Below are 23,249 nucleotides of genomic sequence, written 5' to 3' on the forward strand. Positions count from 1 at the left end.
AGCGTGTTGACGAAGAAGCCGATCAGATCCTCGGTCTCCGCACGATTGCGGCCCGCGATCGGAGTGCCGACCGCGATGTCGTCCTGGCGGCAGTAGCGGGCCAGGACGATCTGGAACAGGGACAGCAGCGCCATGAACAGACTCGCGCCCTGCCCGCTCGCCGTCGCCCGCAGCGCCTCCGTCACCTCCGGCGGCACCGAGAAGGTGACCACGTCACCGCCGCCGTTCGGCCGTGCCGGACGCTGGTGGTCCGTGGGAAGTTCGAGGGGCGTGACTCCGGCGAGGCGCTCCCGCCAGTACGCCACGTGCCGCTCCACGGAGTCGCCGCCGAGCTGCTCGCGCTGCCAGACGGCGAAGTCGGCGTACTGGATGGGCAGTTCGGGCAGTGACGCCTCGCGGCCGGAGACGGCGGCCGCGTACAGCTCGCGCAGCTCTCGCGCGAGGATCCCGGACGACCAGCCGTCCGACACGATGTGATGCAGCGTGATCAGCACGTACTGGTCGTCGTCCGCGAGCCGCACCACGTCGGCCCGCAGGAGGCGGCCGGCGTCCAGCTCGAACGGCCGCGTGGCCTCGGCGCGCAGCACCTCGCCCGCGCGGGTCTCCGCGTCCGCCTCGGCCCGCAGGTCGTGGACCGTGACGTCCACCGGCCAGGGTGCGTTGATCACCTGCCGCGGTGTGCCGTTGTCGTCCGCCGGGAACGCCGTCCGCAGCACCTCGTGCCGGGCCACCAGCCCCGACAGTGCCGTGCCCAGGGCGGCGACGTCCAGCGCGCCCCGCACCCGCAGCGCCGTCGGCACCAGGTAATCCGCGCTGTCCGGCGTCAACCGGTCCAGGAACCACAGCCGCTGCTGCGCGAACGACAGCGGCTGCGGTTCGGCCTCCCGGTCGGCGCGTACGATTCGGGTCGCTTCCGCGCGCCGCCGCATACGGGACAGCAGCCGCGCCTCGACCGAGTTCTCGCCCATGATGTTCCGTCCTCTTCGTCTTCTCGCGTGGGCAGTGGGCCGCTGGTTCAGGAATCCTGTTCCTGCGCGTCGAACGATTCGATGAGCTGTTGCTTGATGCCGATGACCGTGGGCGACTGGAAAAGGCGTCGCAGGCCGATGCGTACTCCGGTCGCCGACTCCACCTGGTTGACGAGCTGGATGGCGAGCAGGGAGTGACCGCCGGCGTCGAAGAACCCCTCGTGGACTCCCACGCGTTCGACGCCGAGCACGGCGGCCATGATTCCGGCGATCTCCGCCTCGATCTCGTCCTTCGGCGCGGTGTATCCGGCCGTGCTGTCGCCGTCGCTCCCGAGGGCCGGCAGTGCCGCGTGGTCGACTTTGCCGTTCCGGTTGAGCGGCAGTTCCGGCAGGACGGCGAAGGCGGACGGCATCATGGCGCGCGGCAGGCGTTCGGCGGCCCACTCGCGCAGCGCTCCGGCCCCCACCGTGCCGCCGGGCGCGGGCACGCAGTAGGCGACCAGCCGCTTGTCGCCGGGCGTGTCCTCCCGGACCACCACCGCGCACGCCCCGACCGCGTCATGGGTGAGCAGCGTCGCCTCGATCTCGCCGAGCTCGACCCGGACGCCGCGCAGCTTCACCTGACGGTCGATGCGTCCCAGCAGGTCCAGTTCGCCGTCCGCGGTGAACCGGCCGAGGTCGCCCGTGCGGTACATCCGGCCGCCGCGGAACGGGTCGGCGACGAAGCGCTCGGCCGTGAGCTCGGGCCGCTGGTGGTAACCGCGTCCGACGCTGTCGCCGCCGAGGTACACCTCGCCGAGCACACCCGCGGGTACGGGACGGCGGTCCGGATCCAGGACGTACACGGTCTGGTTGACCATGGGCCGGCCCGCGCGGACCGGGCCGGCCGGGTCGGTGCGCGAGGCCCGCCAGTACGTCGTGTCCACCGAGACCTCGGTGGCGCCGTACAGGTTGACGAGGTCACCGGGGAAGCGTTCGGTGAACCGGCTCACCAGCGTCGGCTGGAGTGGCTCGCCGCTGGCGAAGGCGTACCGCAGGTGCGTGCAGTCCGCGGGCCGCACCCGGGAGACGAACAGGTCCAGCAGGCTCGGCACGAAGTGCAGGCCGACCACGTGGTGGTCGCGCATGAGGCGGGACACCTCGGCCATGTCGAGCCGGTCGGAGCCGGGTACCAGCACGACCTTGGCGCCCTGCCACAGGGGCCAGAAGATCTCGTACGCCGAGACGTCGAAGGACAGCGGCGTGGCCTGGAGGAAGCCCTCGCCCTCGGCGAGCGGGAACGCGTGCTGCATGCCGGCCAGGTAGTTGACCACTCCGCGGTGTTCGATGCGGACGCCCTTGGGGCGGCCCGTGGAGCCGCTGGTGTAGATCAAGTAGCAGAGGTCGCCGGGTTCCGCGAGGGGTTCCGGCGCGTGCGTGGGGAGGGTGTCCGGCAGGTCGGCGGGCCGGTCCACGGCCAGCAGGTCCGGGCCCTCGGGCAGCAGGGCGGCGTGCGCGGTGTCGGTGATGATCAGCGGTGCGCCGGAGTCCGCCACCAGGTACGCCAGCCGCTCCGCCGGGTGCTCCGGGTCGAGCGGCACGTAGGCGGCGCCGGCCTTGAGGATGCCGAGCAGCGTCCACACCATGGCGGGCGAGCGTTCCAGGCAGACGCCCACGCTTACGTCCGGACCGATGCCCGGCACAGCGCGCAGCCGATGGGCGAGGCGGTTGGCCCGTTCGTCGAGCTGACGATAGGTCAGGGCGTCGGTGCCGCAGACGACGGCCACCGCGTCCGGGTTCTGGGCCGCCCGCTGCTCGAACAGCCCGTGCAGTGTCGTCGCCGGAACGGGCGAGGCGGTGTCGTTCCACTCGGTGAGGATGCGGTGCCGCTCGCTCGCGTCCAGCATCTCCATCTCGGACAGCGCGCTGTGCGGGCGAGCCGTGGCCGCGGCGAGCAGGTTGGTGAAGTGGCCGGCCAGGCGGCGCGCGGTGTCCTCGGTGAACAGGTCGTCGGCGTAGACGACGGCGCCGTCCAGGGTGCCGTCCGCCGCCTCCGCGAGGTACATCGACAGGTCGAACTTGGCGTTCCGGACCGGGGTCTCGACGGGTTCCGCCGACAGCCCCGGAAGGTTCCAGGCGTCCGCGCCCGGTGCGTTCTGCAACGCGAACATCGTCTGGAACAGGGGGTTGCGGGACAGGTCGCGGTTGGGGGCGAGTTCCTCCACGAGGCGTTCGAAGGGCAGATCCTGGTGGTCGTAGGCGCCCAGGGCGGTGTCCTTGACCCGGTCCAGGAGTTCGGTGAAGGCAGGGTCGCCGGAGAGGTCGGTGCGCAGGACGAGGGTGTTGACGAAGAAACCGATCAGGTCCTCGGTCTCGGCGCGGTTGCGGCCGGCGATCGGGGTGCCCACCGCGATGTCCCGCTGCCCGCTGTAGCGGGCGAGCAGCAGCTGGAAGACCGCCAGCAGGGTCATGAACAGGCTCGTGCCGCTCTCGGCGGACACCGCGCGGGCACGGGCGGCGACCTCGGCGGGCACGGAGAACCGGACCGCCTCGCCCCGTCCGCCGCGTTCCGTCGGCCGGGCGTGGTCGGTCGGCAGCTCCAGCGGCTCCAGTCCGTCCAAGCGTTCCGTCCAGTAGGCGAGTTGGCGCTCCAGCGGCGCGCCGGACAGCCAGGCGCGCTGCCACACCGCGTAGTCGGCGTACTGCACCCGCAGCGGGCCGGGCCCGGACGTGCCGGACCGGTCCGAGACGGCTTCCGCGTACCGAGCGGACAGCTCGCGCACCAGCACGCCCACCGACCAGCCGTCGAAGGCGATGTGGTGCACGGTGACCGCCAGGACGCACTCGTCGTCGGCCAGCCGGACCAGCAGCGCGCGCAGCATCGGTCCGGTGCCGAGGTCGACCGGCCGCAGTCCGTCCTCGCGCAGTACCTCCGCCAGGGCTTCCTCGCGGGCGGTGACGTCACCCAGCCCGCGCAGGTCGCGTACCAGCATCCGCACCGGCCGCGGCGGGTCGATCAGCTGCACCGGCGAGCCCGCCGTGTCCGTGCCGAAGCGGGTGCGCAGGATCTCGTGGCGCGCCACCACCGCGGTGAACGCGGCGTTCAGGGCGCCCATGTCCAGGGGGCCGCGCAGGCGGAAGGCGAAGGGCAGCAGGTACTCGGCCCGGTCCGGCTCCAACTGGTCGAGGAACCACAGCCGTTGCTGCGCGAAACTGAGCGGCGGCGGACCGCTGTCGCGCGGCACCGACGGGATGCGGTCCGCCCCGGTGCCGTCCAGCTCCGTCACGGCCGCGGCCAGCAGCGCCGGGGTAGGCGCGCTGAACAGCGTGCGCACCGGGACGTCGGCACCCAGCCGCCGGCGCAGCCGCGACACGACCTGGGTGGCCAGCAGCGAGTGCCCGCCCAGTGCGAAGAAGTCGTCGTGCACGCCGACCCGGTCGACGGCCAGCACCTCGGACCACACCTCGACCACCGTGCGTTCGGCGTCCGTGCGCGGCGCGGTGTACGCGGCGCCCAGTCCGGACCGGTCGGCGGCGGGGACGGGGAGCGCCCGGCGGTCCGTCTTGCCGTTCGGGGTGAGCGGTATGCGCTCCAGCGGAACGAACGCCGCGGGCACCATGTAGTCCGGCAGGTCGCGTCGGAGGTGGGCACGCAGCCCGCTCGCGTCGAGGGACCCCACGGGCACCACGTACGCCACCAGCCTCTGCGCTCCGGGAACGTCCTCGCGCAGCATGACGGTGGCGCCGGCGACCGCGGGGTGGGCGAGCAGCGCCGTCTCGATCTCGCCCAGTTCGACGCGGTAGCCGCGCAGCTTGACCTGGTTGTCGGCGCGGCCCGTGAACTCCAGCCGCCCGTCCGGCAGCCATCGGGCGTGGTCACCGGTGCGGTAGACGCGCCGTGGTGCGCCGTCCACGTCCACGACGGTGAACTTCTCGTCGGTCAGCTCGGGCCGGTTGAGGTAGCCGCGGGCCAGTCCGGGGCAGTCGATCCACATCTCGCCCGGCACTCCCACGGGCACCGGCCGGCCGTGGCGGTCAACCACGAAGACCTTCGCGTTGGCGACCGGCCGGCCGATCGGCACCCGGTCGACGGGCCCGGTGATCCTGGCGGTCGTCGCCTCCTGCGCGGCCTCCGTGGGCCCGTAGCCGTTGACCAGAGGCACCGAGCAGTGCCGGAACCACTCCCGGACCTGCTCCCGCTGGAGCGCCTCGCCGCCGAGCCGGACCAGCCGCAGCTCCGGGCCCAGCGTGTCCGGCCCGTCCAGGTCGGCGGCCAGCGCCCCGAACGCCGACGGGGTGAGCCACGCCACCGTGACCCGGTATGCGCGGAGCGCCGCCGCCAGCCGGCCCGGGTCCCAGGCGTCGTCGCGCAGCACCAGGCCGGCTCCGGAGACGAGCGGGGCGAATATCTGGCCCACCGACGAGTCGAACGCGATCGACGCGAACTGCAGGACCCGGTCCTCGGGGGTGAGCTCCAGCTCACGGCATGTCTCGCGCATCCGTGCGCGCAGCGCGCCGTGGGTGATCTGCACACCCTTGGGACGCCCGGTGGAACCACTGGTGTAGATCACGTAGGCCACGTCGTCCGGACCGGCCTGCGCCACCGGACCGGCGGGGGCGGTGTACGGCGGCTCCGGCCAGGACCCGTCCAGCAGCAGCGTCGGCGTGTGGGCGGGCAGGCGGCCGGTGTGCGCGGACTGGGTGACGATCAGCGGGGCGCCGCTGTCCTCGACCATGTAGGCGAGCCGGTCCGTGGGGTACGCCGGGTCCAGCGGCACGTACGCCGCGCCCGACTTGTGGATGCCGAGCAGCGCGCACACCATGTCGGCACCGCGGTCCAGGCAGACCGCCACCAGGGTGCCCGGCCCGGCACCGCGCTCGCGCAGCCGGCCGGCGATCCACTCCGCCCGCTCGTCGAGCTGCCGGTAGGTCAGCCGGTCGGTGCCGCACGTCACGGCCGGCGCGTCCGGGTGGCGAGCGGCCCGCTCCTCGATCAGCCGGGTCACGGTCAGGGTGTCCGGGGCGTCGGTGTCGGCGCCGTTCCACTCGTCCAGGATCGTCCGGCGCTCGGCGGCGGTCAGCATCTCCAGCTCGGACAGCCGGGCGTCCGGGGTGGCGCAGGCGGCGGCCAGCAGTGTCTCGAAGTGTCCGGCGAGCCGCGCCATCGTGGCCTCGTCGAACAGGTCGGTGGAGTACACGACGGTGCCGTCCAGAGCGCCGTCGGCGGCCTCGGTGGCGTAGAAGGTGAAGTCGAACTTGGAGTCCTGGGCGGACACGTCGAGCTGCCGCACGGTCAGGCCCGGCAGCTCCCACGACCGGCTGTCGGGGGTGTTCTGGAGGACGAACATCGCCTGGAACAGCGGATTGCGCGACAGGTCCCGCTGCGGCGCCAGCTCCTCCACCAGGCGTTCGAAGGGCAGGTCCTGGTGGTCGTAGGCGCCGAGCGCGGTGTCCTTGACCCGGTCGAGCAGCTCGGTGAACGTCGGGTCGCCGGACAGGTCGGTGCGCATGACCAGCGTGTTGACGAAGAAGCCGACCATGTTCTCGATCTCGGCCCGGTTGCGGCCCGCGATCGGGGTGCCGACCGCGATGTCCTCCTGGCCGCTGTAGCGCGACAGCACCGTCTGGAAGACCGCCAGCAGTGTCATGAACAGGCTGGCGCCGGTCTCCTTGGAGAGTCTGCGGGCGCCGTCGGCGGTCTCGGCCGGCACGCGGAAGGTGAGCATGGCGCCGTGGCCGCTGCGCCGCGCCGGTCGCCGGCGGTCCGTGGGCAGTTCCAGCGGCTCGGTGCCGGCCAGTCGGCCGCGCCAGTAGTCCAGTTGCTCCGCCAGCACGTCGCCGGTGAACCACTGGCGCTGCCATACCGCGAAGTCGGCGTACTGGAGGGGGGGTTCGGACAGGCCGGTGGCCCTGCCCGCGACCCGTGCGCCGTACAACGCGGTCAGCTCCCGGGACAGCACCCCCGCCGACCAGCCGTCGAAGGCGATGTGATGCACCGTCAGGGACAGCAGGTGCTCGTCCTCGGCCAGCCGGATCAGCAGCGCACGCACCATCGGTCCGGTGCCGAGATCCATCGGGCGGAAGCCCTCGGTGTCCACGAGCGCGGTGGCCGCCTCCTCGCGCGCGTGGTCCCCGGCGACGGATCTCAGGTCGTGGACGGCGAGAGGGAGCGGCCGGGGCGGGTCGACGATCTGGCCGGCGTGGCCGTCCGCGTCGCTGACGAAGCGGGTGCGCAGCACCTCGTGCCGGGCCACCAGCTCCGACAGCGACGCACGCAGCGCCGGGACGTCCAGCGGACCGCGGATGCGCAGTCCCATGGGGATCAGGTATTCGGCCCGGCCGGGCTCCAACTGGTCCAGGAACCAGAGCCGGTGCTGCGCGAACGACAGCGGCAGCGGACGCCCGTCCCGGGGTGCGCGGGGTATGACCGGAGCATCGTCCGGAGTCCCGACCGCCATCAGGGCGCCCATGGCGTCCGCCGCCTCCTCGGCGTCGAAATCGGGCGACTCGAACAGCCGGCGGGCCCTCAGCACGGCTTCCTCCGCGAGGAAGGACGCCACCGCCCGCACCGTCAACGGCTCGGGCAGCGGTTCCGTGCCGAATTCCGAACCGAATTCCTCCGCGATCCGGCGGGCCATTTCCGTCGCCTGCCGACGGGTTCCGCCCAGTCGGAAGAATTCGTCCTCCGCCGCGGCCACCTCAGTGCCGATCACCGCATTCCACACTGCGGCGATGCGGGCTTCGGCCGGGGAGAAACCGCCCCGCTCGGCCGTCTGACCGGAGTCCGCGGTCATCATCGGATTCGTCGTCATGTGTCCACCAGTTCCTCGTCATCGACCGTTCGCGAAAACCCCTCGGAAACTCAGCCGAATCCGATGCTCGCAGAGCGATCTTGAGGAGATAACTGGTTACTTCTGCCCGCCGGACGTGGACACTTCTGCCCCTCCGGATGCGGCACCTGGCGGTTCGCCCGCCGGGCGGAGTGCCGCGCACCTCGGCGGAGGCGGGCGCACGAAGCGGGCAGCCGGCCGGGGCGGTCCCACCGCCCCGGCCGGCGCCGGTCCCCTGCCGCGGCTCAGGCGGCCGCCCTGGCCACCGCTTCCCCGGGGACGGGAGCCGTACCGGCCGTACTCCCGTTCTCGTGCGCGGTGCCGAGGGGGCTCACGTCGGACACCGTCCGCTTGCGCATGCCTGCCCACTCCCGGTTCAGGGCCGGCACGCCGATGGCGACGAGGTAGAGCCCGCCCACGATCCACAGCGCGCCCGAGGTGCCCGCCACCGTCACCAGTCCCGCGCCGAGCAGCCCACCGAACGGGATGCCCGCCCAGGTGACGGCCTGGGCCAGTGTCTTGACCCGTCCCAGCAACGGGGTCGGGATCAGTTCGTACGTCACGGCCCCGACGATCGGATTGACGAAGCCCGACCCCAGGCCGCCCACCGCCAGCACCGTGAGGACCAGCCACAGCGGCGCGCCCGTGGCCATGGCGACGAAACGCGGGACGCCGCCCAGGGTGAAGCCGATCAGGTAGACGGCACGCCGGGGCAGCCGCTCGGCGACTCCCGCCGCCACGAGCGCGGCGACGATCGATGTCGCGGCGAAGACGCTGACCACCAGGCCCACGGCCTCCGCGCCGTTGCCCGTCTCCTTCGCCCAGACCGGCAGCAGCACGGACATGAACGCCTGGTCGAGCAGGTTGGTGGCGGCGAGCATGCACACGATGGACCGCAGCAGCTTGGCGTCGCGCAGGAACACCGCGCCCTGGCGCAGCCGCGAGAGATAGCCCTCGGCCTCGTCGACCGGCGTCTCGTGCGGCTCGGGCACCGGGTCGCTGAGGGTGGTGGAGACGACCAGTGCCGACACGCCGAACAGGCAGGCGGTGATCCACAGGGCGTAGAGGCTGCCGAAGGAGGCGACGACCACGCCGGCGATGGCCGGCCCGATGGTCGTCGCGGTCCGCTCGACCGCCGCTGACAGGCCGGTCCCCCGTTCCAGCGGCACTCGGGCCGCGCGGGTCGCCGCCGGTACGAAGAGCCCCTTGGCCCCGTTGGCCGGGCCGTCCGCCGCGCCGACCACGGCCAGCAGCCCCAGCAGCAGGCCGAAGGACAGGTGTCCCGTGAGGTAGAGCAACGGGGCGGTGGCCGTGGCGACGGTGGAGGCCAGGTCGCCGGCAACGCTGATGCGCTTGGGGCCGACCCGGTCGATGATCGGCCCGGCCAGCGCCTGGGCTATCACGTACGGCACGATCTGGCAGAAGGCGACCAGGCCGGTCTTGCCGACGCTGCCGGTCGTCGTCAGGACGAACCAGGGCAGGGCGATGGAGAGCACCCGGTTGGCCGACAGGGCCGCCGCGTTGGCCGACAGCATGCCGACCAGTCCGCGCAGGACCCGGGGCCCGCCGGCCGGGGCGTCCGGGGCGTCCGGGGAGGGCGTGCATGTGCCGCTGTCCGCCGCCTGCTGGGCGGCCGCGTGCCGAGAGGTCATCTTTCTCACTCCGAGTCTGGGGGGTGGGAGACGTGCCGGTCCGCACTGGTGGGGAACAACTGGAACTGGAAGGCGACCCGCGCCGCGCCCTCGGGCAGCGGCGAACCCGCCGGATCCGGCGGGGAGGTGCGCCGACGGAGCAGTCGGTGGATGTCCGCCGACAGCTCTTCGGCCTCGGCGGGGGTGAGGGTGAGCACGTAGTCGCCGAAGTCCTGGGCTTCGCGCCACTCGGGCGACAGCGAGGCGGTCGCTTCGATGGCGGTCGTCATCGCGTCGGACCAGACGCGGCCGAGCGCCTGCAGGTAGGCGATGCCGAGACCTTCCCCGCCCGCCAGCACCGAGTCGTCCGGTACGACCGTGTTGACGTGCGCCGCCTGCCACCACCGCTCTCTGCGGCCGCCCCGGGACGGCGCCTCGACGATGAAGCCGTACTCGGCGAGCTGGCGCAGGTGATAGCTCGTCGCGCCGGTGTTCTGGTCCAGCCGCCGAGCGAGCGTGGTGGCCGTGGCCGGCCCCTCCGTCCGCAGGACCGTCAAGATCCGCACCCGTAGCGGATGGGCGACGCCCCGCAGGTTGCGAGCGTTCAGTTGGACCTGGGGCGGCTGCTCGGGATGTTCCATGGACCCCACGGTAGAAGACAAAGACTATTGTGCAAAGACTTCTGTGCACAGAAGTCTTTGCAATCGAGGGGATGGCTGAGTTCCGTCGGTTGGATGGCCTGATGTCAGCGCCGGCTGGGGTGCCCGCCTGCCTGGCCCGCCATGCGGGCCCTATGAGCGGGGCTGCCGCTCGGGCGGCCTGCCCCTGTCAGTGCGTCGACTCCTCCGCGGTCATTCGCCGAGCAGGAGTGCGGCAACGGCCTCCGGTGCCTCATGCATGGCGTCGTGGCCGGTCGGGAGGTCGTGCACCTGCCACCCGGGATCGGTTCCGAGTCGGGTGCGCTGCTCAGTGAAGGGCGTGCCGTCCCATCCCGAGCAGAAGACGAACTCGCGGCGCGGGATGTCGGCCAGGGCGCCGGTCAGCCGGATCGCCTGGAGGAACGACGCGAGGGGGTGAGGGCGGCGGCGGGGATCGCCGCCGTCGGGCGGGCGGACGGCGTAGCCGCTGTCCGCGGCACCGGCCACGAACACCTGCCGATAGCGCTCGGTCGTGGAAGACCAGCACGGCTCCCCGTTCCGCGGGACGTAGGCGTCGAGATGGACCAGGCGGGTCACCCGGCCGCGGGCGCGATCGGCTGCCGCGGCGACCACCATGCCGCCGTAGCTGTGGCCGACCAGCGTCGCGCTGGTGATGCGGGCGCGATCCAGGTGCCGCAACACGTCGTCAGCGTGGGTGTCGAGGTTCGCGGCGGCGACGGTCGAGTCGTCGTCCGGCCGCAGACCGGTCAAGGTCAGCGCATGAACGCTGTGGCCGGCACGCTCCAGAAGAGGCACCACCGCCTCGAACGACCAGGAGCCGTGCCAACCGCCGGGCACGAGCACGAACGTCGCCATGCGCTTCCCCTTTCCGCAAGCCGAGGCTTCGAGCTCCGCGTGATCGAAGACCACTCCGTACGACGTCGAATGTCACCCGGCGGGGGTGTAGCCGGCGACCGATAGGCTGCCAACCGATGCCTCTTCGCCGCCAACCTCGCCAGACCCGTGTGACATCACGCAGCTGCGCATCCGGCGGCCAGCACCTCTCGCCGTCCGGGGAATCGAGCGCGACACAGTCCCACGCCCAGGGACACCTGGTGTACGCCGCCAGTGGCGTCTTGGCGGTTCACACCGAGCGTGGTGCGTCGATCATCGGAACGACCCCTGGGCGCTACCGAACCAGCGACCCGACCACCGCCCACGCAGCTCAACTCCCGCCGACGGGCGAGAACTCGGGGTAGTTCGTTACCCCTACCAGGGACGATGCGGTCCGACACGGGACAGCGGATGACCGCCGTGCGTTCCTCGCTCCCGGGAACAGCCGGACAGAAACATGGATGTGAGGACGACTTGCCGCACCATCTGCCACCCTGGTGGAACAAGCGGGCGGTGGTCGGCCGGCCTGGTCGAGGGGGCGCCCGGGACGGGGGCGACGGTATGTCGAAGGAGAACACGGACCACGCGAACGCCGACGGGTGCGACAGCGACCGTACGGCACCCGCATCACACTCGTCGGAGGCACCGGCCCGCGCGTTACATCCCGCGGTGCCCCGGCAATCGGCCGTCTGGGGCCGGTTCCTCACCATCAGCGCGTGGCCGACTGGCGCAGTCGGCGCCGCCCTGGCACTCGTGGCCGTGCAGCACTGGCAGGAGACAAGACTCCCGGAAGGGGCCCTCCTCGCCGACGCACACGAGAAGTGGTGGCACCTGGCGGTGGCCCTGGCCGGCGCGGTCGCCGCGGGAGCAGTCCTGGTAGTCGTCTACCGGGCGGCCATTCTGCGCAGACTTCCCACCGAGGGGACATTTCTTCCCGTGCGGTTGTTCCTGGCGATCGCCGCATTCAACGCGATCAACAGGAGTTGGCGGGACGACCTCTCGGTGCCCTGGTGGGACTTCGACCTCCTGATTCCCCTGGCCTCGGCATCCGGGTACACGCTTCTGTCGGGCGCCCGGCAACTCGCGGTGCTCGGACGACAGCACCTGTCCGAGATCATCCAGTCGCCCGAGGACCTGCGGAGCGGTTCCTACTCCCTCTACCTGAGGTCCTTCGAGGACGACCTGCCGCGCACCATGCTGGAGCAGACCGAGCACAGAGCTCCCGGACCAGGCGCCGTGCTGCCGGACTTCCGCCTGTCCGGACTGACGGAGGAAGAGCAACTCGCCGAGGCACTCAAGCCGGTGGCACCGATGGTGGCCGTGGGCCGCCCCGGAGAGAGACTTCCCCTGGTGGGCGCCCGGCGGTTGTACCTGCCGATCGACAACTGGCAGGACACGGTGCGCGACCTGATGCTGCGGGCCCGACTGGTGGTCATCGCGGTCGGCCCGGGTGCCGGACTGCAGTGGGAATTCTCGGAGGCGATGCGGTTACTGCCCGCACGACGTCTCGTGCTGCTCGTCCCGGGCCGGGAGACCTACGTGCGCTTTCGCGCCGCGGCCGGCACGGCCCTGGCCGAGGCGGCTGGAAGCCCCATGAGGGACGGCGTCCGTGCCCCCTGGCCACCACCGGCGCTGCCGCCCTATCCGGAGGGAGAGCCGGCCGGCAACCTCTCGCTGAAGGGCGCGGTCTACTTCGACGACGGCGGGAGCCCGCACTTCGTCTTCTTCGGGAGCGACAAGATCCGGGACACCAGGCACCGTGACCGGGTGCTGGGGTTGGTGAGAAAGGGACTGGGCCCGGCGCTCGACCGGCTTCCGGCATGGGAGCCCTGGCGTCACCCGGAGGAGTCGGCGGCCGGTCAACGGGGCTGCGGAGTCTGAACGGACCCGTTTGGCGGAATCGATCCGGCCGCAAGGGGTGTTCGGTCATCATGAACGCATGGCCGGCATCGACGACAGGCTCTGGAACGAGGGCATCAGCCCGTCGGACTTCTGCGACGGCACCGCCAAGTACCAGGCGGCGATACTGGAGCAGTACAAGCTGTGCGTCGAGATGGCCGACCGGGTCAGTGCCCGGCGCAATCTCACCAACACCTTCTTCCTCACACTCAACACTGCGGTCGTCGGCGCCCTCGCCGCCGGGTCCGGCGCGGGCTGGCCGCACTCCTCCGCCTGGCTCCTGGTGGCAGGACTGCTGATCCTCCTCGCCCAATGCCTGGCCTGGTACGTGATGGTGCGCTCGTACCGGCAGCTCAACGCGGCCAAGTACGCGGTGATCGGTGCCTTCGAGGCGAAGCTCCCGGCCTACGCGTACTCGCGGGCGGAGTGGGGCGCGCTCGGCGAGGGCCGCGACTGGCGCACCTACATGCCGCTGACGCACGTGGAGCAGTGGGTGCCGGTCGTCTTCGCACTGTCGTACCTCGTGGCCTTCGGGGCCGTGGCGACACGGTGAGCCCACCGCCAAGCGGCAAGGACGGTGCCAGGACCCGCGGTGGATAGGATCCCTCCGTCGAGGTGAAGGGGACGGTCCATGACAACCATCGCGGTGACCGGGCACATGGACCTGGCCGCGGACAGCGTCCCCGCGGTCCGCGCCGCCCTGGACGGGCTGCTCCGGCCGTACGCCCGCGACGGCGCACTCGTCGGCGTCTCGTGCATCGCCGAGGGTTCCGACTCGTTGTTCGCCCAGTCCGTACTGGCCAACGGCGGACGGCTGGTCGCGATCATCCCCTCCCGCGACTACCGCCGCACCGTCGTCGGCCCACGCCACGCGCCCCTCTTCGACCATCTCGTCGAAGCCGCCGACGAGGTCGTGGTCATGCCGCACGAGACGGCCGACCGGGCTGCCTACGACGCCGCCAACGCCGCCCTCCTGCAACACGCCGACCGACTCGTGGCCGTCTGGAACGGGGAGCCCCCCAGCGGAAAGGGCGGGGGCACGGCGGACGTGGTCCTCCAGGCACGGGCGCAGGGAATGCCCGTGGATGTGGTGTGGCCGGAGGAAGCCCGTCGGGCCGGCTGACCGGGGGGCGCGGAGCCAGAGCGTGTCTCTTTGACGGGTTGAACGGTTGATCGGACGGGCCTGTCCGGTCAGTGATCACCGACCGTCCCCGTGATCCGGCTACCCGGCCGTACCGGGGCTCGCGGGCTGTGCCTGGCGTGGCTTCTACAGCTCGAACTCCACGTGCTCGATGTCCGTGAAGCGGACCTCCTCCAGGCTGCCGGCGCGTCGGCCGCCGTCCTGGAAGTACACCTCCCTCAGCCCGTCGGCGGCGATCTGCTGCAGTTGCCGGTCTTCGGCGCCCGCCTGCTGCGCGTCGAAGAGGCGGGCGGCGTACGGCGGTGGGAGCGCGACGGTCAAGTGGCGAATGCGGGCGTCGTCGGTCGAGCCGATCGGCGCGGTATAGCCGATCCGGGCGCGGGTGTCCATGACGATGCCGCCGGTGGTCGCCGCCTGCTGCCGGGCCCTGGCCCGGATCTGCGGCTGCCACCGCTTCTTCACCTCGCGCTCCATGCGTGCGGCGAGGTCCGGGCGGGGTTTCTTGATCTGGTCCCTCACGTACCGTTCGACGGTGCGCTGGGAGATACGCAGCGTCTGGGCGACCGCGCGGGTGCCCTTGAGCTGCTTGACCAGGTAGCGCATCTGCGCGCCCGCGCTCTTGGGCGCCGGGCGGGTGAAGGACTGCTGCAGCGCGGCGTCCAGGCCGTCCCCGAACAGAGTCATCGTCGCCTTCGCCTACTCTCCGTTGTCGGCGTCGGTGACGGTGCCGTCCTTGATGTAGCGGGCCAGGTTGAGTTCCGGGGCGTTGAACCGCTCGCGGACCTCTTCTCCCCACAGGACGGTCTGGGTTCCTTCGTGCTTGACCAGGCCGGGGTTGATGCCGAGCTTGAAGCCGCCGGGCAGTGGCTTGCCGTCCCGGTAGGGCAGGAAGTCCAGCGGCGAGGTGCCGTCGGCCGCGTACACGACGCAGTCGGACAGGACGGCGACCGGGTACTGCCCGGTGAACGCCGCGTGCTTGACGATCTTGCGGTGAAGGTTGATGCGTGTGCGGGAGATGACCGCGGCACGGATGTCCGGCCGCCACGTCGGCCGGGACAGGGCCCGCCACGGATGGCCCGGCCGCCAGCCCTCACCGCGCGGACGTTCCCGCAGTTTGCCCAGGCCGCCCTTCACGGTCGCCTTGATGGCCGAGACCACGATGGCCAGCTCGGGGTCGCGGTCCTTGTAGCCGTCCATCGCCGCCAGGAAGTCGGCCGGCGCCATGTCCGTGTGCACGCCGAGATCGGCCATCGTGGCGAGAAACGCGTCGCGCAGCCGCTGGTACCAGCCGTCCAGGTAGCGGCCGTTCTCGTACCGGACCCACGCCTCGATCGGCCGCACGTCGTACCCGAGCTCCACCGCGTACGCCACGGTCGGTGTCGCGTACCAGGCCGGCCCCTCGGGCCGCTCGCCCTTCGGTGTGAACGGGCTGGGCAGCAGACTGGCGTCCAGTTCCGTCCACTTGTCCTTGCCGACTCTCACCCGGGCCAGGTCCACATGGCTGAGGTCGACCAGCCATGAGCCGGGCAGCTTCGGGTCGAACACCGGCGCCTTGACGTGTGTGGGAGCCCCGAGGCCGACGACCAGGCCGTTGGCGCCGGCGGCGAAGGCCATGTTCACGTCGATGCCGACCAGGTGCCGCTGGGTGCACTCGGCGTCGGTCATCGGCCGCGCCCAGTCGTACGCCTCCTCGAACAGCTTCTCGTCCGGTCCGCGTACGTGGAAGCGCGGCAGGTCTGCCAGCAGCGGGTGGCCGTCGGGGGCCTCACACGGCGCGCAGTCCACCGGGTCCTTGCCCAGCGAGCCGGGGTTGTGCTCGGCGTGCCGGCGGCCGTCGGCGTCCGGTTCGGAGGCGCGGGTCGGCGGATGCAGGGCGGTCATCAGCTCCAGACCGGTCACGGCCGTGGAACCCCGCGGCGTCATCACCCGGGAGGCGTACACATTCAGGATCCGGGCGAGCTCCGCCGGTGGTAGCTGCGCGGCCTCGCCCCAGTGGCGGGAGCCGAGCGCGTGCCAGGACGGGATGCACAGTTGGACGCAGGCCCGCTCCGAGCCCTGCGCCGGGCGGTAGATCCTCGCCCACGGGCCGAACCCGCGTTTGGTGAGCTTCCAGTCGGCGCGAGCCAGCTGCTTGACGACCTTGTGGTCCTCCGGGATCCGTCCCGAGAGCCGTTCGTGCTCCGTGAGGGTGGCCGGCAGGCCGTAGCGCTCCAGCGCGGCCTCGGTGAGCACGAGCAGCGGATCGGCGTCCTTGCCCGGCCCGGACAGCTTCGGCTGTCCGAGCCGTGCTTCCTTGAGCGTCCACTCGACCAGGGCCGGGAGGGACTTGGCGGGCACGTCCAGGACCAGGCCACCGGTGCAGTACGCCAGGGCCCGCCCCTCCTCGACATCGACGACCGCGAGAGGCCCGTGCTCGAAACGCGGGTCGGGGCCCGCCGAGGTGCCGGCCAGGGCCGTTCTCCTCGCCTCCGGACGGTGTGACGTTGCCGTGCCCCGAGCGGTGCGCGCCGGACGCGGCGGGGCCTCGGTTCGGGTCGCGGGGGCAGTCCGGATGTTCTCGTGGGCTGCCGTGGCCGGAGCCTCGGGGGCCGGCTCCTCGGGCGGAGTCCGCGACTCCGGCGAGGCGGGCTGTTCGGCAGACGGGGTAGCCACGTCCGGCTCCGCAGCCTGGGGGAAACGCTCGGCAAGCTTCTCCAGGAGCCGGGCATAGGCGGCGCGCTGCGGCGGCCGTGGCTCGGTCTTTCCCAGCTCCCAGTTGGCGACGGTCTCACGGCGGGTGTTCAAAGCGGTCGCCACCTGGGTCTGGGTCAGCCCGGCAGCCTCCCGCAGGCGCCTGCGTTCGGCAGGGGCGGGCAGATCGTCCTGGGCTACTCGCTCCAAGAGCGCGTCCACCGCACTGAACAGCTGATCCTCCGTGGACACAGAGCTCACCTCCGTGAGAATCCTACCCTGAACGCTCATTGAATCGCACATTAAATCGCTTATTCAATGCCACGCGATGAGGGAATTTCCCCCATGGTTCCGGCGCCCATCCCCCGTTGTTGCGCGCCCATCCCCCGCGACTACTGCAACGTCACGAGCTCGTCGTCCCCGCCCAGACGCACATTCGACGCGTCGAGCCCAGGTCGATCCTCTGAGCGCGCTGTCCGACGCTGTCCGACTGCGGCCCCCTCCCCGCCCGCCACGGCACCCGCGAACCGTTCCGCGACGTCATCACCGACATCGAAACCAACCTCGATCTCCACCAGCACAAAACCGGCACCCTCCCCCGCACCCGCTGACCCCACCCGTCGACCAGACAGACCAACCCTGACCAGCACGTCGCGGCCAGGTGAGGGAGCCGATTCCGATGGCCAGGGCCCCTCAGGGCGTCGGCCGATTGACCCATGATCAGCCATCAGAAATGAACCACTTCATGGGCCTTTTCCAGTCGTAGAGTTATGGACGCAAGGCCGGGAGGGAACACCGGAACGGCCGCTGAACAGGGGAGACACCACCATGAGCACCAACATGCTGAAGCCCGTCCTGACCCGTGCCGTCGAAGCGGAGACGACCAGTGACCCGAGCAGCACGATGACGCTGCTGGCCGACTGCGGTACCGACGGCAGCCCGATCACCAGTTACCGTTCGACGTTCGCGAAGGGCGCGGTCGGGGCCCCGGCGCACTTCCACACGCGGGCCTCGGAGCTCTTCTTCGTGATCGGCGGCGCGCTCCAGGTCTTGGTGGACGACGAGGTGAAGACGCTGAACGAGGGTGACTTCCTGCTTGTCCCGCCGCACACCCCGCACGCCTTCGCCGCGGCTCCCGGCTCCACGGCCGATGTGCTGTTCACCTTCACGCCCGGCATGCCGCGCTTCGACTATCTGCGCCTGCTCGGCCGCGTCATGCGCGGCGAGGCGAGTCCCCAGGAGATCAAGGACTCCTCCGAGCTGTACGACAACCACTACGTCGACAGCCCGCTCTGGCACGCCACCCTGGAGGCGGCGGCAAAGTAGGCCCGGCGCCGCGAGGAAGACCCGGACGCCACCGACCGTCCGCACACCTCCCGCTTGCTCCGCCGAAAGCAGCGCGCACGAACGGAAGTCAACCAGTGCTCGTTCGACGGGTTGGCCGGTCCTGTCGTCGAGCCAGACTGCCGCGGTCAGCGCGAGGATGCGGGACAGGGCCCGGACGGCGACTTTGGCGGGACTTCTGCCGCCGTGTCGTTCCGAGTCGAGCTGGCCCTTGACGGTCTGGTTGATCGACTCGATGGTCCTCCGCAGCGGCTTGCACGGGTGCGCTCCGGCCCGCGCGGGCTCGCAGGCGATCCCTTCAGCTCATTCGTCTTAGGGTGTAGATCGCCACAGCAACGGATGGGGGAACGATGCATTCGCCGGACAGCGCGCTCGCGCTCGGCCCGGGCGGGCCAGTGGGTACCGCTTGGATGGCCGGACTCGCCCACGGCCTGCGCTGCCTGGGCGTCGACCTGGGCGCGGCGGACCTGGTCGTCGGCACCTCGGCCGGCGCGATCGTGGGCGCCGCGCTGGCCACCGGCCAGGACCTCGCGCACTTCGCCGACCCCGCCGGCAGCCGCGGCGACGGTCCGCGGTCGCCGCAGGCCGATCCGCAGCGCATGGGTGAGGTCTTCGCGGTCCTCGGTGCCGGCCTGCCACCGGAGGAGGCTCGCCGGCGGGTCGGACGGATCGCCCTCGACGCGGCCGATCCGGAGGCCGAGCGGGCCTTGGTCGCGGTGCGACGTCGACTCGTCGGCACGGACACCTGGCCGGCTGAGCGCCGCCTGCTCATCCCTGCCGTGGAGGCGGGAAGCGGCGAGCCGGTGGTCTGGGATCGCGACAGCGGCGTCCCGCTGGCGGCTGCCGTCGCGGCCTCGAGCGCGTTCCCGGGCGCGGCGCCTCCCGTATCGGTCGGCGGACGCCACTACATCGACGGCGCGCTGCGGGCGGGCACCAACCTGGACCTCGCGGCCGGTGCGCGTACGTTGGTCGTCGTGGAGTCGATGGCGCGTCAGGCTCCCGGGCAGGAAGCGTTGGCCGCGCTGGGCGCGGAGACGGTGGTGTCGCTGTTCCCGGACGCGGCATCGGCGGCGGCGCTCGGCACGGACCCGTCGGACCCGTCGGCGTGGGTGCCTGCGTTCCAAGCGGGGCAGCTGCAAGCCGTTGCCGCGCGGGAGCAGTTGGCCGGACTCATCCATCTGGGGCCTGTTGGGAAAGTGGCTGGAGATGCCGGGTGTGGTTCAGAGACGGCGAATGGCCTCGGCCAGGTCGGCTCCGCAGGAAGCCCAGCAGATCACTGAGCCGCCATCGTCGAGCTGACCCATGAACCACTCGCCGTCGTCTTTCACGACGCACAACTCGTGGAACGTAAGGATCACATCGGGCCGGAGCGGTTCGTAGCCGCCTTGACCGACCACCTCGACGACTACGAGTCGGTCGACAGAGAGCGCGGCGGCACTTGGGTCTCCGGAAAGAGCACGCACACGCGCTCGGGGTTCGGGGCGCGGACGAAGGGGGCACCGGCCAGGAGATCGAGGTCGGGCCCGCCCGACTGGAGGCCCTGGAGGGCCGGCATGGGGCCGAGCTGCCTCAGTTCGTCGGCGGTGAGGGTCTGCAGGGTGTAGCGGCCCTGCGGGATCCGTGCCCCGGGGAGGTCGCCGGTGAGACCCCTGTGTCCGGCCGATGCTGCCGCCGGGCACCGTCCGCGGCCGGTCGGCGGATCAGCAGTCCGCTGGCCGGCCGGAGTGACGCGACCGGACGTCAGGGGAGCGCGAGCACCGCGGCGATGGCGGAGCGGAGTTCCTGGTCGTCGAGGACGGCCCGGTAGTCCCGGTGGTTGGAAAGCCGCAGATCGCGGGCCCCGACGAGGCGCAGTGCCCGCCGTGCGGCCGGCGTGACCGTGCCGATGCGCAGGAACCCGCGGAGTGCCTCGGCCAGGTCGCCGTAGCGGTCGTCGTCCCCGGTGAAGCGCACGACGACCTGCTCCAGCACCGCCAGGGGGGCACCCGGATCGCCGGTGATCGCCCACAGGGCCACCGCCGCCGTCGCCCTCCCGTACTCGGCGTTCTCCATGACCTCACGCACCCGTCCGGCGTGCGCCGCGGCGGCGGGGCCGAAGTCGGACAGGAGGAGGACCGGTCCGTACGGCGACGCCTGCTCGTCGTGCACCGCCTCGCCCAGGAGCCGCAGGGCGGTGCCGTCGTCACCCCCCGCGATGCGCCACGCGGCCCAGGCGGTCCTGAGGTGGTTGCCCGGATGGTCGAGGACGACCGCGTCACGCACGGCGGGCGCCGTCCAGGCGGCACCGGGACCCATCGCCAGCAGCACGTCGACCACGCGCAACGAATACCGCGTGTCCTTCAGGAGCGGCAGGACGACCGGGAGCACGGGCAGCGCGTCCGGCCCCCATTCCTCGGCGACGTGCAGCAAGGTGCCCATGATCTCGCCGTGGTCGCCGTGCCGCTCGTAGTCCTGTCGCACCTCCTCCAGCAGCGCGGGCAGCAGGACGTCCGTGTGCTCGCGCAGCGGCGCGAGGACTTCGTGCATCTCCGGCCGGCGCGGATCGCCCGCCACCCAGCTGCGCCCGAACTGCTCCCGGTAGGGCGCCCAGAGCGACTCGACCAGGCCGGGAAGGCCGCGGGGGTCGCCCAGCCTGACCAGGGCCCAGCGTGCGAAGTCGCCGACGGTCCCCTCGATCCAGGAGATTTCGTCGGTCCCGGGATCGTCGAGCAGTCCCGCCACGCGGTCGGCGTACGGGCCGGAGTCAGGGGCGAGCATCGCGAGGAGGTGCGCGGCCTTGAGCCGCACGCAGTCGTCGGCGCAGTCCAGCAGGCGTGCCGCGAGCGGCAGCACCGTCGGTGCGGCGGAGCGCCGCAGCACCAGGTGCCGCCACGCCTCGTCCAGGACGACCCGGCGCAGCCCGTCGTCCGCGGTGCGTTCCGCCGCCTCGGCCAGCCGGGTCACGAACGACAGGGCGGCCGGGGGTGCGTGATCGAGGAGACCGGACACCCATGCGGCGACGTCGTCACGGGTGAAGGGGGTCTCGACGTCCGGCAGCCACCAGATCCGCTCGAACCGGGACCGCAAGGCCGGATCGGCAAGGACGTCCAGCAGCAGGCCGGCATGCCGGAGGGGAGCGTCGCGGTCGAGGGACGCCCGGGCGATCACGGCCGCCACCTTCATCACCGGCTCGTCGTCGCGCAGCACCCGGCTCAGCACCGCCTCCACCGCACCGGCGAACCGGTGCCGGCCGCCGGGAGACCCGGCCTCGGGCGCACCGGCGCTCGTCGCGGCGCGGGTGCCCAGCGCCAGCAGGAGGGGCAAGCGTACGGCCGGCTCCGTCTCGGCGTACCACCGTGCCAGCAGCGCGTCGTCGTCCGCGAGGAGGAGGGCGGCCCGCCGGACGTTCGGCGCGGGGTCCGCGAGGAGCGCCGTGATCTTGCCACCCTGACGCCGCCACTCCTCCCGCCACGCTCCGTGCGTACCCTGTTCACCGGCCTCGCGCGCCGCACCGTGCAGGGCGCCGAGCAGTTCGACGAGAGTGACTCGTGCGCCGTTGGAGGGGTCGGAGGCGAGCGCCGTGAGAAACGGCAGGGCCGCGGCCGCGGCCGACGGCAGCCCGCCTTTCGGGGCGAACAGGCAGGAGTACAGCGGGTAGCAGTCCTCCTCCGTCGCCGCCGGGCCTCGCCTGACCAGGCGGCGCAGCGCCCGCGGGACCTCCTTGACCGGATGGTGCTCCGGCACGCCCGTCCGGAACCGGCTCCAGTCCACCGCGTCCACCGCCTCGACCGAAGTCCCCGCCACTGCCACCCCGTAAGTCCGCCGTACGTCGACCGACCGACATCCTGGCATCGACCCGACGGGCTGATGACACCCGGGATACTGGAGGACCCCCGCGATCCACGTCGCTCCGTCGCGCATCTGGCGAACGCGCCGCTCGGGCCGGCGGCCCTGGCCGTGCCGCCCGGGTCCGGCTGTCAGCTCCCGTCGCGGGCGATGTGCCGGCAGACGGCCGTCCAGACCGGCTCGGCCGGTTCTTCGGGCACGGCGCCGGTGAGGCCGTCGAGGTGCTGGACGGCCTCACGGGTGATGTAGCGGTCGGGGTCCGGGGGCTGCAGGTAGTGGCGCAGCAGGTCGGCGTCGAGGTCCTGGCGCTGGAGGCAGCTGGCAGGTGGACGGCTGAAAGCACCCCGACTGCCGCGGTCACCCCCCATGCCTGCGCGCCTCGGGGGCGGCCGTGGTGGCGGGCGGGCGGACTGTGCCAGGTCGCGCTGTATCCGGTCGGCTTCCCCGCGGACCTGGACGGGGACGTCGCCGCGCTCGGCGAGGAGGCGGTCGTAGACGGGAGTCTGCGAGAAGACGGTGGGGGATTCCCTTCAGCGGGCGGTTCGCCGGGCTGGCGCAACCCGGTGCGTTGTGCTGATGTGCAGCCGGCCGGCCGCACACGGTATCGATCACGCCGCCGGGCTCCCCATCCCGCGCGGCCGGTCGGTCTCCGACACGGCCGAGTTCACCGAGCAGGTCGCCTGGCTCGACACCGCGCTTGCCGCCGCCCGCACGTGGGCCCGCGAACTGGCCGCCGCCCACCGCACGCGCTCACCAGTGCCCGTCCCGACCTCGACGCCACGGTCCGGGTCCGCCTCTGTCCAGGATTCGAACGGCTGTCCTTCGGTGTCAGGGCGGGCGCCAGCCGCTTCATCAGGTGGAGGGACGGAGGCCTCGCAGCAGGACGGCGAGGTAGGCATCGATGAGTTGCGGGGAAAGAGGCTGAGTGCGGGCGATCGCGAGGGCGGTTCGGCCGATCAGACTGGTCGTGACAGCGGCATCGATGTCGGTGCGGACCGCGCCGTCGCGCTGAGCCCCTTCGACCATCTCCTCCATCAGGCGGGCGAGGTCACCGCGCAGGGCGCTGGTAGCGGGCATGTCCAGTCCCCCCCACTGGTCGCTGGCGGAGTGGTGTGCGGCCTGGAAGGCGATCAGCTCGCGCAGGAAGAGGCCCAGAGCCTCTCCGGGCGCCGTCTCGGCCAGCAGGTCGCGGGCCCGTTGCACGACTGGGGCGAGCAGACCGGAAACCGCCGCGTCGAGAAGGGCGTCCTTGCCGCCGAACGTGCGCACGACGGTGGCCGCTCCCAGCCCCGCTCTTCTGGCGATGGTCTCGACAGTGAGAGGTGTGCCGGGCTCGGCCAGCAGCGCGGTTGCCGCGTCGAGTGCGAGCCGGCGGTTGCGCAGGGCGTCCGCCCTGCGCGGGGATCCCGAGGACGTTGACAAGTGAAACG

Annotated in this window: 15 protein-coding genes and 1 pseudogene; 5 read left to right on the forward strand and 11 right to left on the reverse strand. The window is 71.9% G+C overall.

Annotation, left to right across the window (positions count from 1 at the left end; all coding sequences use genetic code 11):
• The 5 genes from ACZ7KF_RS38115 to ACZ7KF_RS38135 form a co-directional block, all read right to left on the reverse strand.
• The coding region (locus ACZ7KF_RS38115) for a condensation domain-containing protein (protein WP_471086093.1) at positions 1-968 on the reverse strand (968 nt) is incomplete at its 3' end.
• Between the two features lie 47 nt (positions 969-1,015).
• The gene (locus ACZ7KF_RS38120; protein WP_471086096.1) at positions 1,016-7,759 is read right to left on the reverse strand and encodes an amino acid adenylation domain-containing protein; all 6,744 of its coding nucleotides are present in this window, start codon (positions 7,757-7,759) and stop codon (positions 1,016-1,018) included.
• 263 nt (positions 7,760-8,022) lie between these two features.
• A complete protein-coding gene (locus ACZ7KF_RS38125; protein ID WP_471086099.1) occupies positions 8,023-9,429 on the reverse strand; it encodes an MFS transporter in 1,407 nt (468 codons plus the stop codon).
• A 5-nt stretch (positions 9,430-9,434) separates the two neighbouring features.
• The gene (locus ACZ7KF_RS38130; RefSeq protein ID WP_471086102.1) at positions 9,435-10,049 is read right to left on the reverse strand and encodes a helix-turn-helix domain-containing protein; all 615 of its coding nucleotides are present in this window, start codon (positions 10,047-10,049) and stop codon (positions 9,435-9,437) included.
• A 210-nt stretch (positions 10,050-10,259) separates the two neighbouring features.
• Positions 10,260-10,976, reverse strand: a complete 717-nt coding sequence (locus tag ACZ7KF_RS38135) for an alpha/beta fold hydrolase (protein ID WP_471086105.1) — start codon at positions 10,974-10,976, stop codon at positions 10,260-10,262.
• A gap of 633 nt (positions 10,977-11,609) precedes the next feature.
• On the opposite strand from ACZ7KF_RS38135, the gene ACZ7KF_RS38140 reads away from it, so the two are divergent.
• The 3 genes from ACZ7KF_RS38140 to ACZ7KF_RS38150 all read left to right on the forward strand — a co-directional run bounded on the left by ACZ7KF_RS38140 (position 11,610) and on the right by ACZ7KF_RS38150 (position 13,962).
• A complete protein-coding gene (locus tag ACZ7KF_RS38140) occupies positions 11,610-12,821 on the forward strand; it encodes a hypothetical protein (RefSeq protein WP_471086108.1) in 1,212 nt (403 codons plus the stop codon).
• Between the two features lie 58 nt (positions 12,822-12,879).
• Positions 12,880-13,392, forward strand: coding sequence for a RipA family octameric membrane protein (locus ACZ7KF_RS38145; protein WP_471086111.1), 513 nt, complete (start codon positions 12,880-12,882; stop codon positions 13,390-13,392).
• Positions 13,393-13,470: 78 nt separating this feature from the next.
• On the forward strand, positions 13,471-13,962 hold the full coding sequence (locus tag ACZ7KF_RS38150) for a hypothetical protein (RefSeq protein WP_471086114.1): 492 nt from the start codon (positions 13,471-13,473) through the stop codon (positions 13,960-13,962).
• Positions 13,963-14,106: 144 nt separating this feature from the next.
• Here the strand turns inward: ACZ7KF_RS38150 and tpg are convergent, their stop codons facing one another.
• Entirely contained in the window at positions 14,107-14,664 is a 558-nt protein-coding gene (gene tpg, locus ACZ7KF_RS38155; RefSeq protein ID WP_471086117.1) for a telomere-protecting terminal protein Tpg, read from the reverse strand.
• A gap of 12 nt (positions 14,665-14,676) precedes the next feature.
• The gene (gene tap / locus ACZ7KF_RS38160) at positions 14,677-16,902 is read right to left on the reverse strand and encodes a telomere-associated protein Tap (protein WP_471086120.1); all 2,226 of its coding nucleotides are present in this window, start codon (positions 16,900-16,902) and stop codon (positions 14,677-14,679) included.
• Between the two features lie 576 nt (positions 16,903-17,478).
• Between tap and ACZ7KF_RS38165 the strand changes: the two genes are divergently transcribed.
• Positions 17,479-17,976: a cupin domain-containing protein gene (locus tag ACZ7KF_RS38165; RefSeq protein WP_471086123.1), complete on the forward strand. Its 498-nt coding sequence runs from the start codon at positions 17,479-17,481 to the stop codon at positions 17,974-17,976.
• Between the two features lie 84 nt (positions 17,977-18,060).
• Here the strand turns inward: ACZ7KF_RS38165 and ACZ7KF_RS38170 are convergent.
• Positions 18,061-18,279 (reverse strand): annotated as a pseudogene (locus tag ACZ7KF_RS38170) (IS982 family transposase); the annotation flags it as partial.
• A gap of 65 nt (positions 18,280-18,344) precedes the next feature.
• Between ACZ7KF_RS38170 and ACZ7KF_RS38175 the strand changes: the two are divergent.
• Complete coding sequence (locus ACZ7KF_RS38175; protein ID WP_471086126.1) at positions 18,345-19,274, forward strand: patatin-like phospholipase family protein; 930 nt, start codon at positions 18,345-18,347, stop codon at positions 19,272-19,274.
• Positions 19,275-19,734: 460 nt separating this feature from the next.
• On the opposite strand, the gene ACZ7KF_RS38180 is transcribed toward ACZ7KF_RS38175, so the two are convergent.
• The 3 genes from ACZ7KF_RS38180 to ACZ7KF_RS38190 form a co-directional block, all read right to left on the reverse strand.
• A complete protein-coding gene (locus ACZ7KF_RS38180) occupies positions 19,735-21,777 on the reverse strand; it encodes a hypothetical protein (protein WP_471086128.1) in 2,043 nt (680 codons plus the stop codon).
• A 173-nt stretch (positions 21,778-21,950) separates the two neighbouring features.
• Positions 21,951-22,187, reverse strand: coding sequence for a hypothetical protein (locus tag ACZ7KF_RS38185; protein ID WP_471086131.1), 237 nt, complete (start codon positions 22,185-22,187; stop codon positions 21,951-21,953).
• 484 nt (positions 22,188-22,671) lie between these two features.
• Entirely contained in the window at positions 22,672-23,241 is a 570-nt protein-coding gene (locus tag ACZ7KF_RS38190) for a TetR/AcrR family transcriptional regulator (RefSeq protein ID WP_471086134.1), read from the reverse strand.
• Positions 23,242-23,249: the final 8 nt, after the last annotated feature.

Source organism: Streptomyces sp. NPDC038200, from assembly GCF_055600785.1.

What these genes read in the sequence shown, in the direction of transcription:
- ACZ7KF_RS38120 (WP_471086096.1), bottom strand. Translation starts at nt 7,759, where the DNA reads ATGACGACGAATCCGATGATGACCGCGGACTCCGGTCAGACGGCCGAG.
- ACZ7KF_RS38125 (WP_471086099.1), bottom strand. Translation starts at nt 9,429, where the DNA reads ATGACCTCTCGGCACGCGGCCGCCCAGCAGGCGGCGGACAGCGGCACA.
- ACZ7KF_RS38130 (WP_471086102.1), bottom strand. Translation starts at nt 10,049, where the DNA reads ATGGAACATCCCGAGCAGCCGCCCCAGGTCCAACTGAACGCTCGCAAC.
- ACZ7KF_RS38145 (WP_471086111.1), top strand. Translation starts at nt 12,880, where the DNA reads ATGGCCGGCATCGACGACAGGCTCTGGAACGAGGGCATCAGCCCGTCG.
- ACZ7KF_RS38150 (WP_471086114.1), top strand. Translation starts at nt 13,471, where the DNA reads ATGACAACCATCGCGGTGACCGGGCACATGGACCTGGCCGCGGACAGC.
- tpg (WP_471086117.1), bottom strand. Translation starts at nt 14,664, where the DNA reads ATGACTCTGTTCGGGGACGGCCTGGACGCCGCGCTGCAGCAGTCCTTC.
- ACZ7KF_RS38165 (WP_471086123.1), top strand. Translation starts at nt 17,479, where the DNA reads ATGAGCACCAACATGCTGAAGCCCGTCCTGACCCGTGCCGTCGAAGCG.
- ACZ7KF_RS38175 (WP_471086126.1), top strand. Translation starts at nt 18,345, where the DNA reads ATGCATTCGCCGGACAGCGCGCTCGCGCTCGGCCCGGGCGGGCCAGTG.
- ACZ7KF_RS38185 (WP_471086131.1), bottom strand. Translation starts at nt 22,187, where the DNA reads ATGGGGGGTGACCGCGGCAGTCGGGGTGCTTTCAGCCGTCCACCTGCC.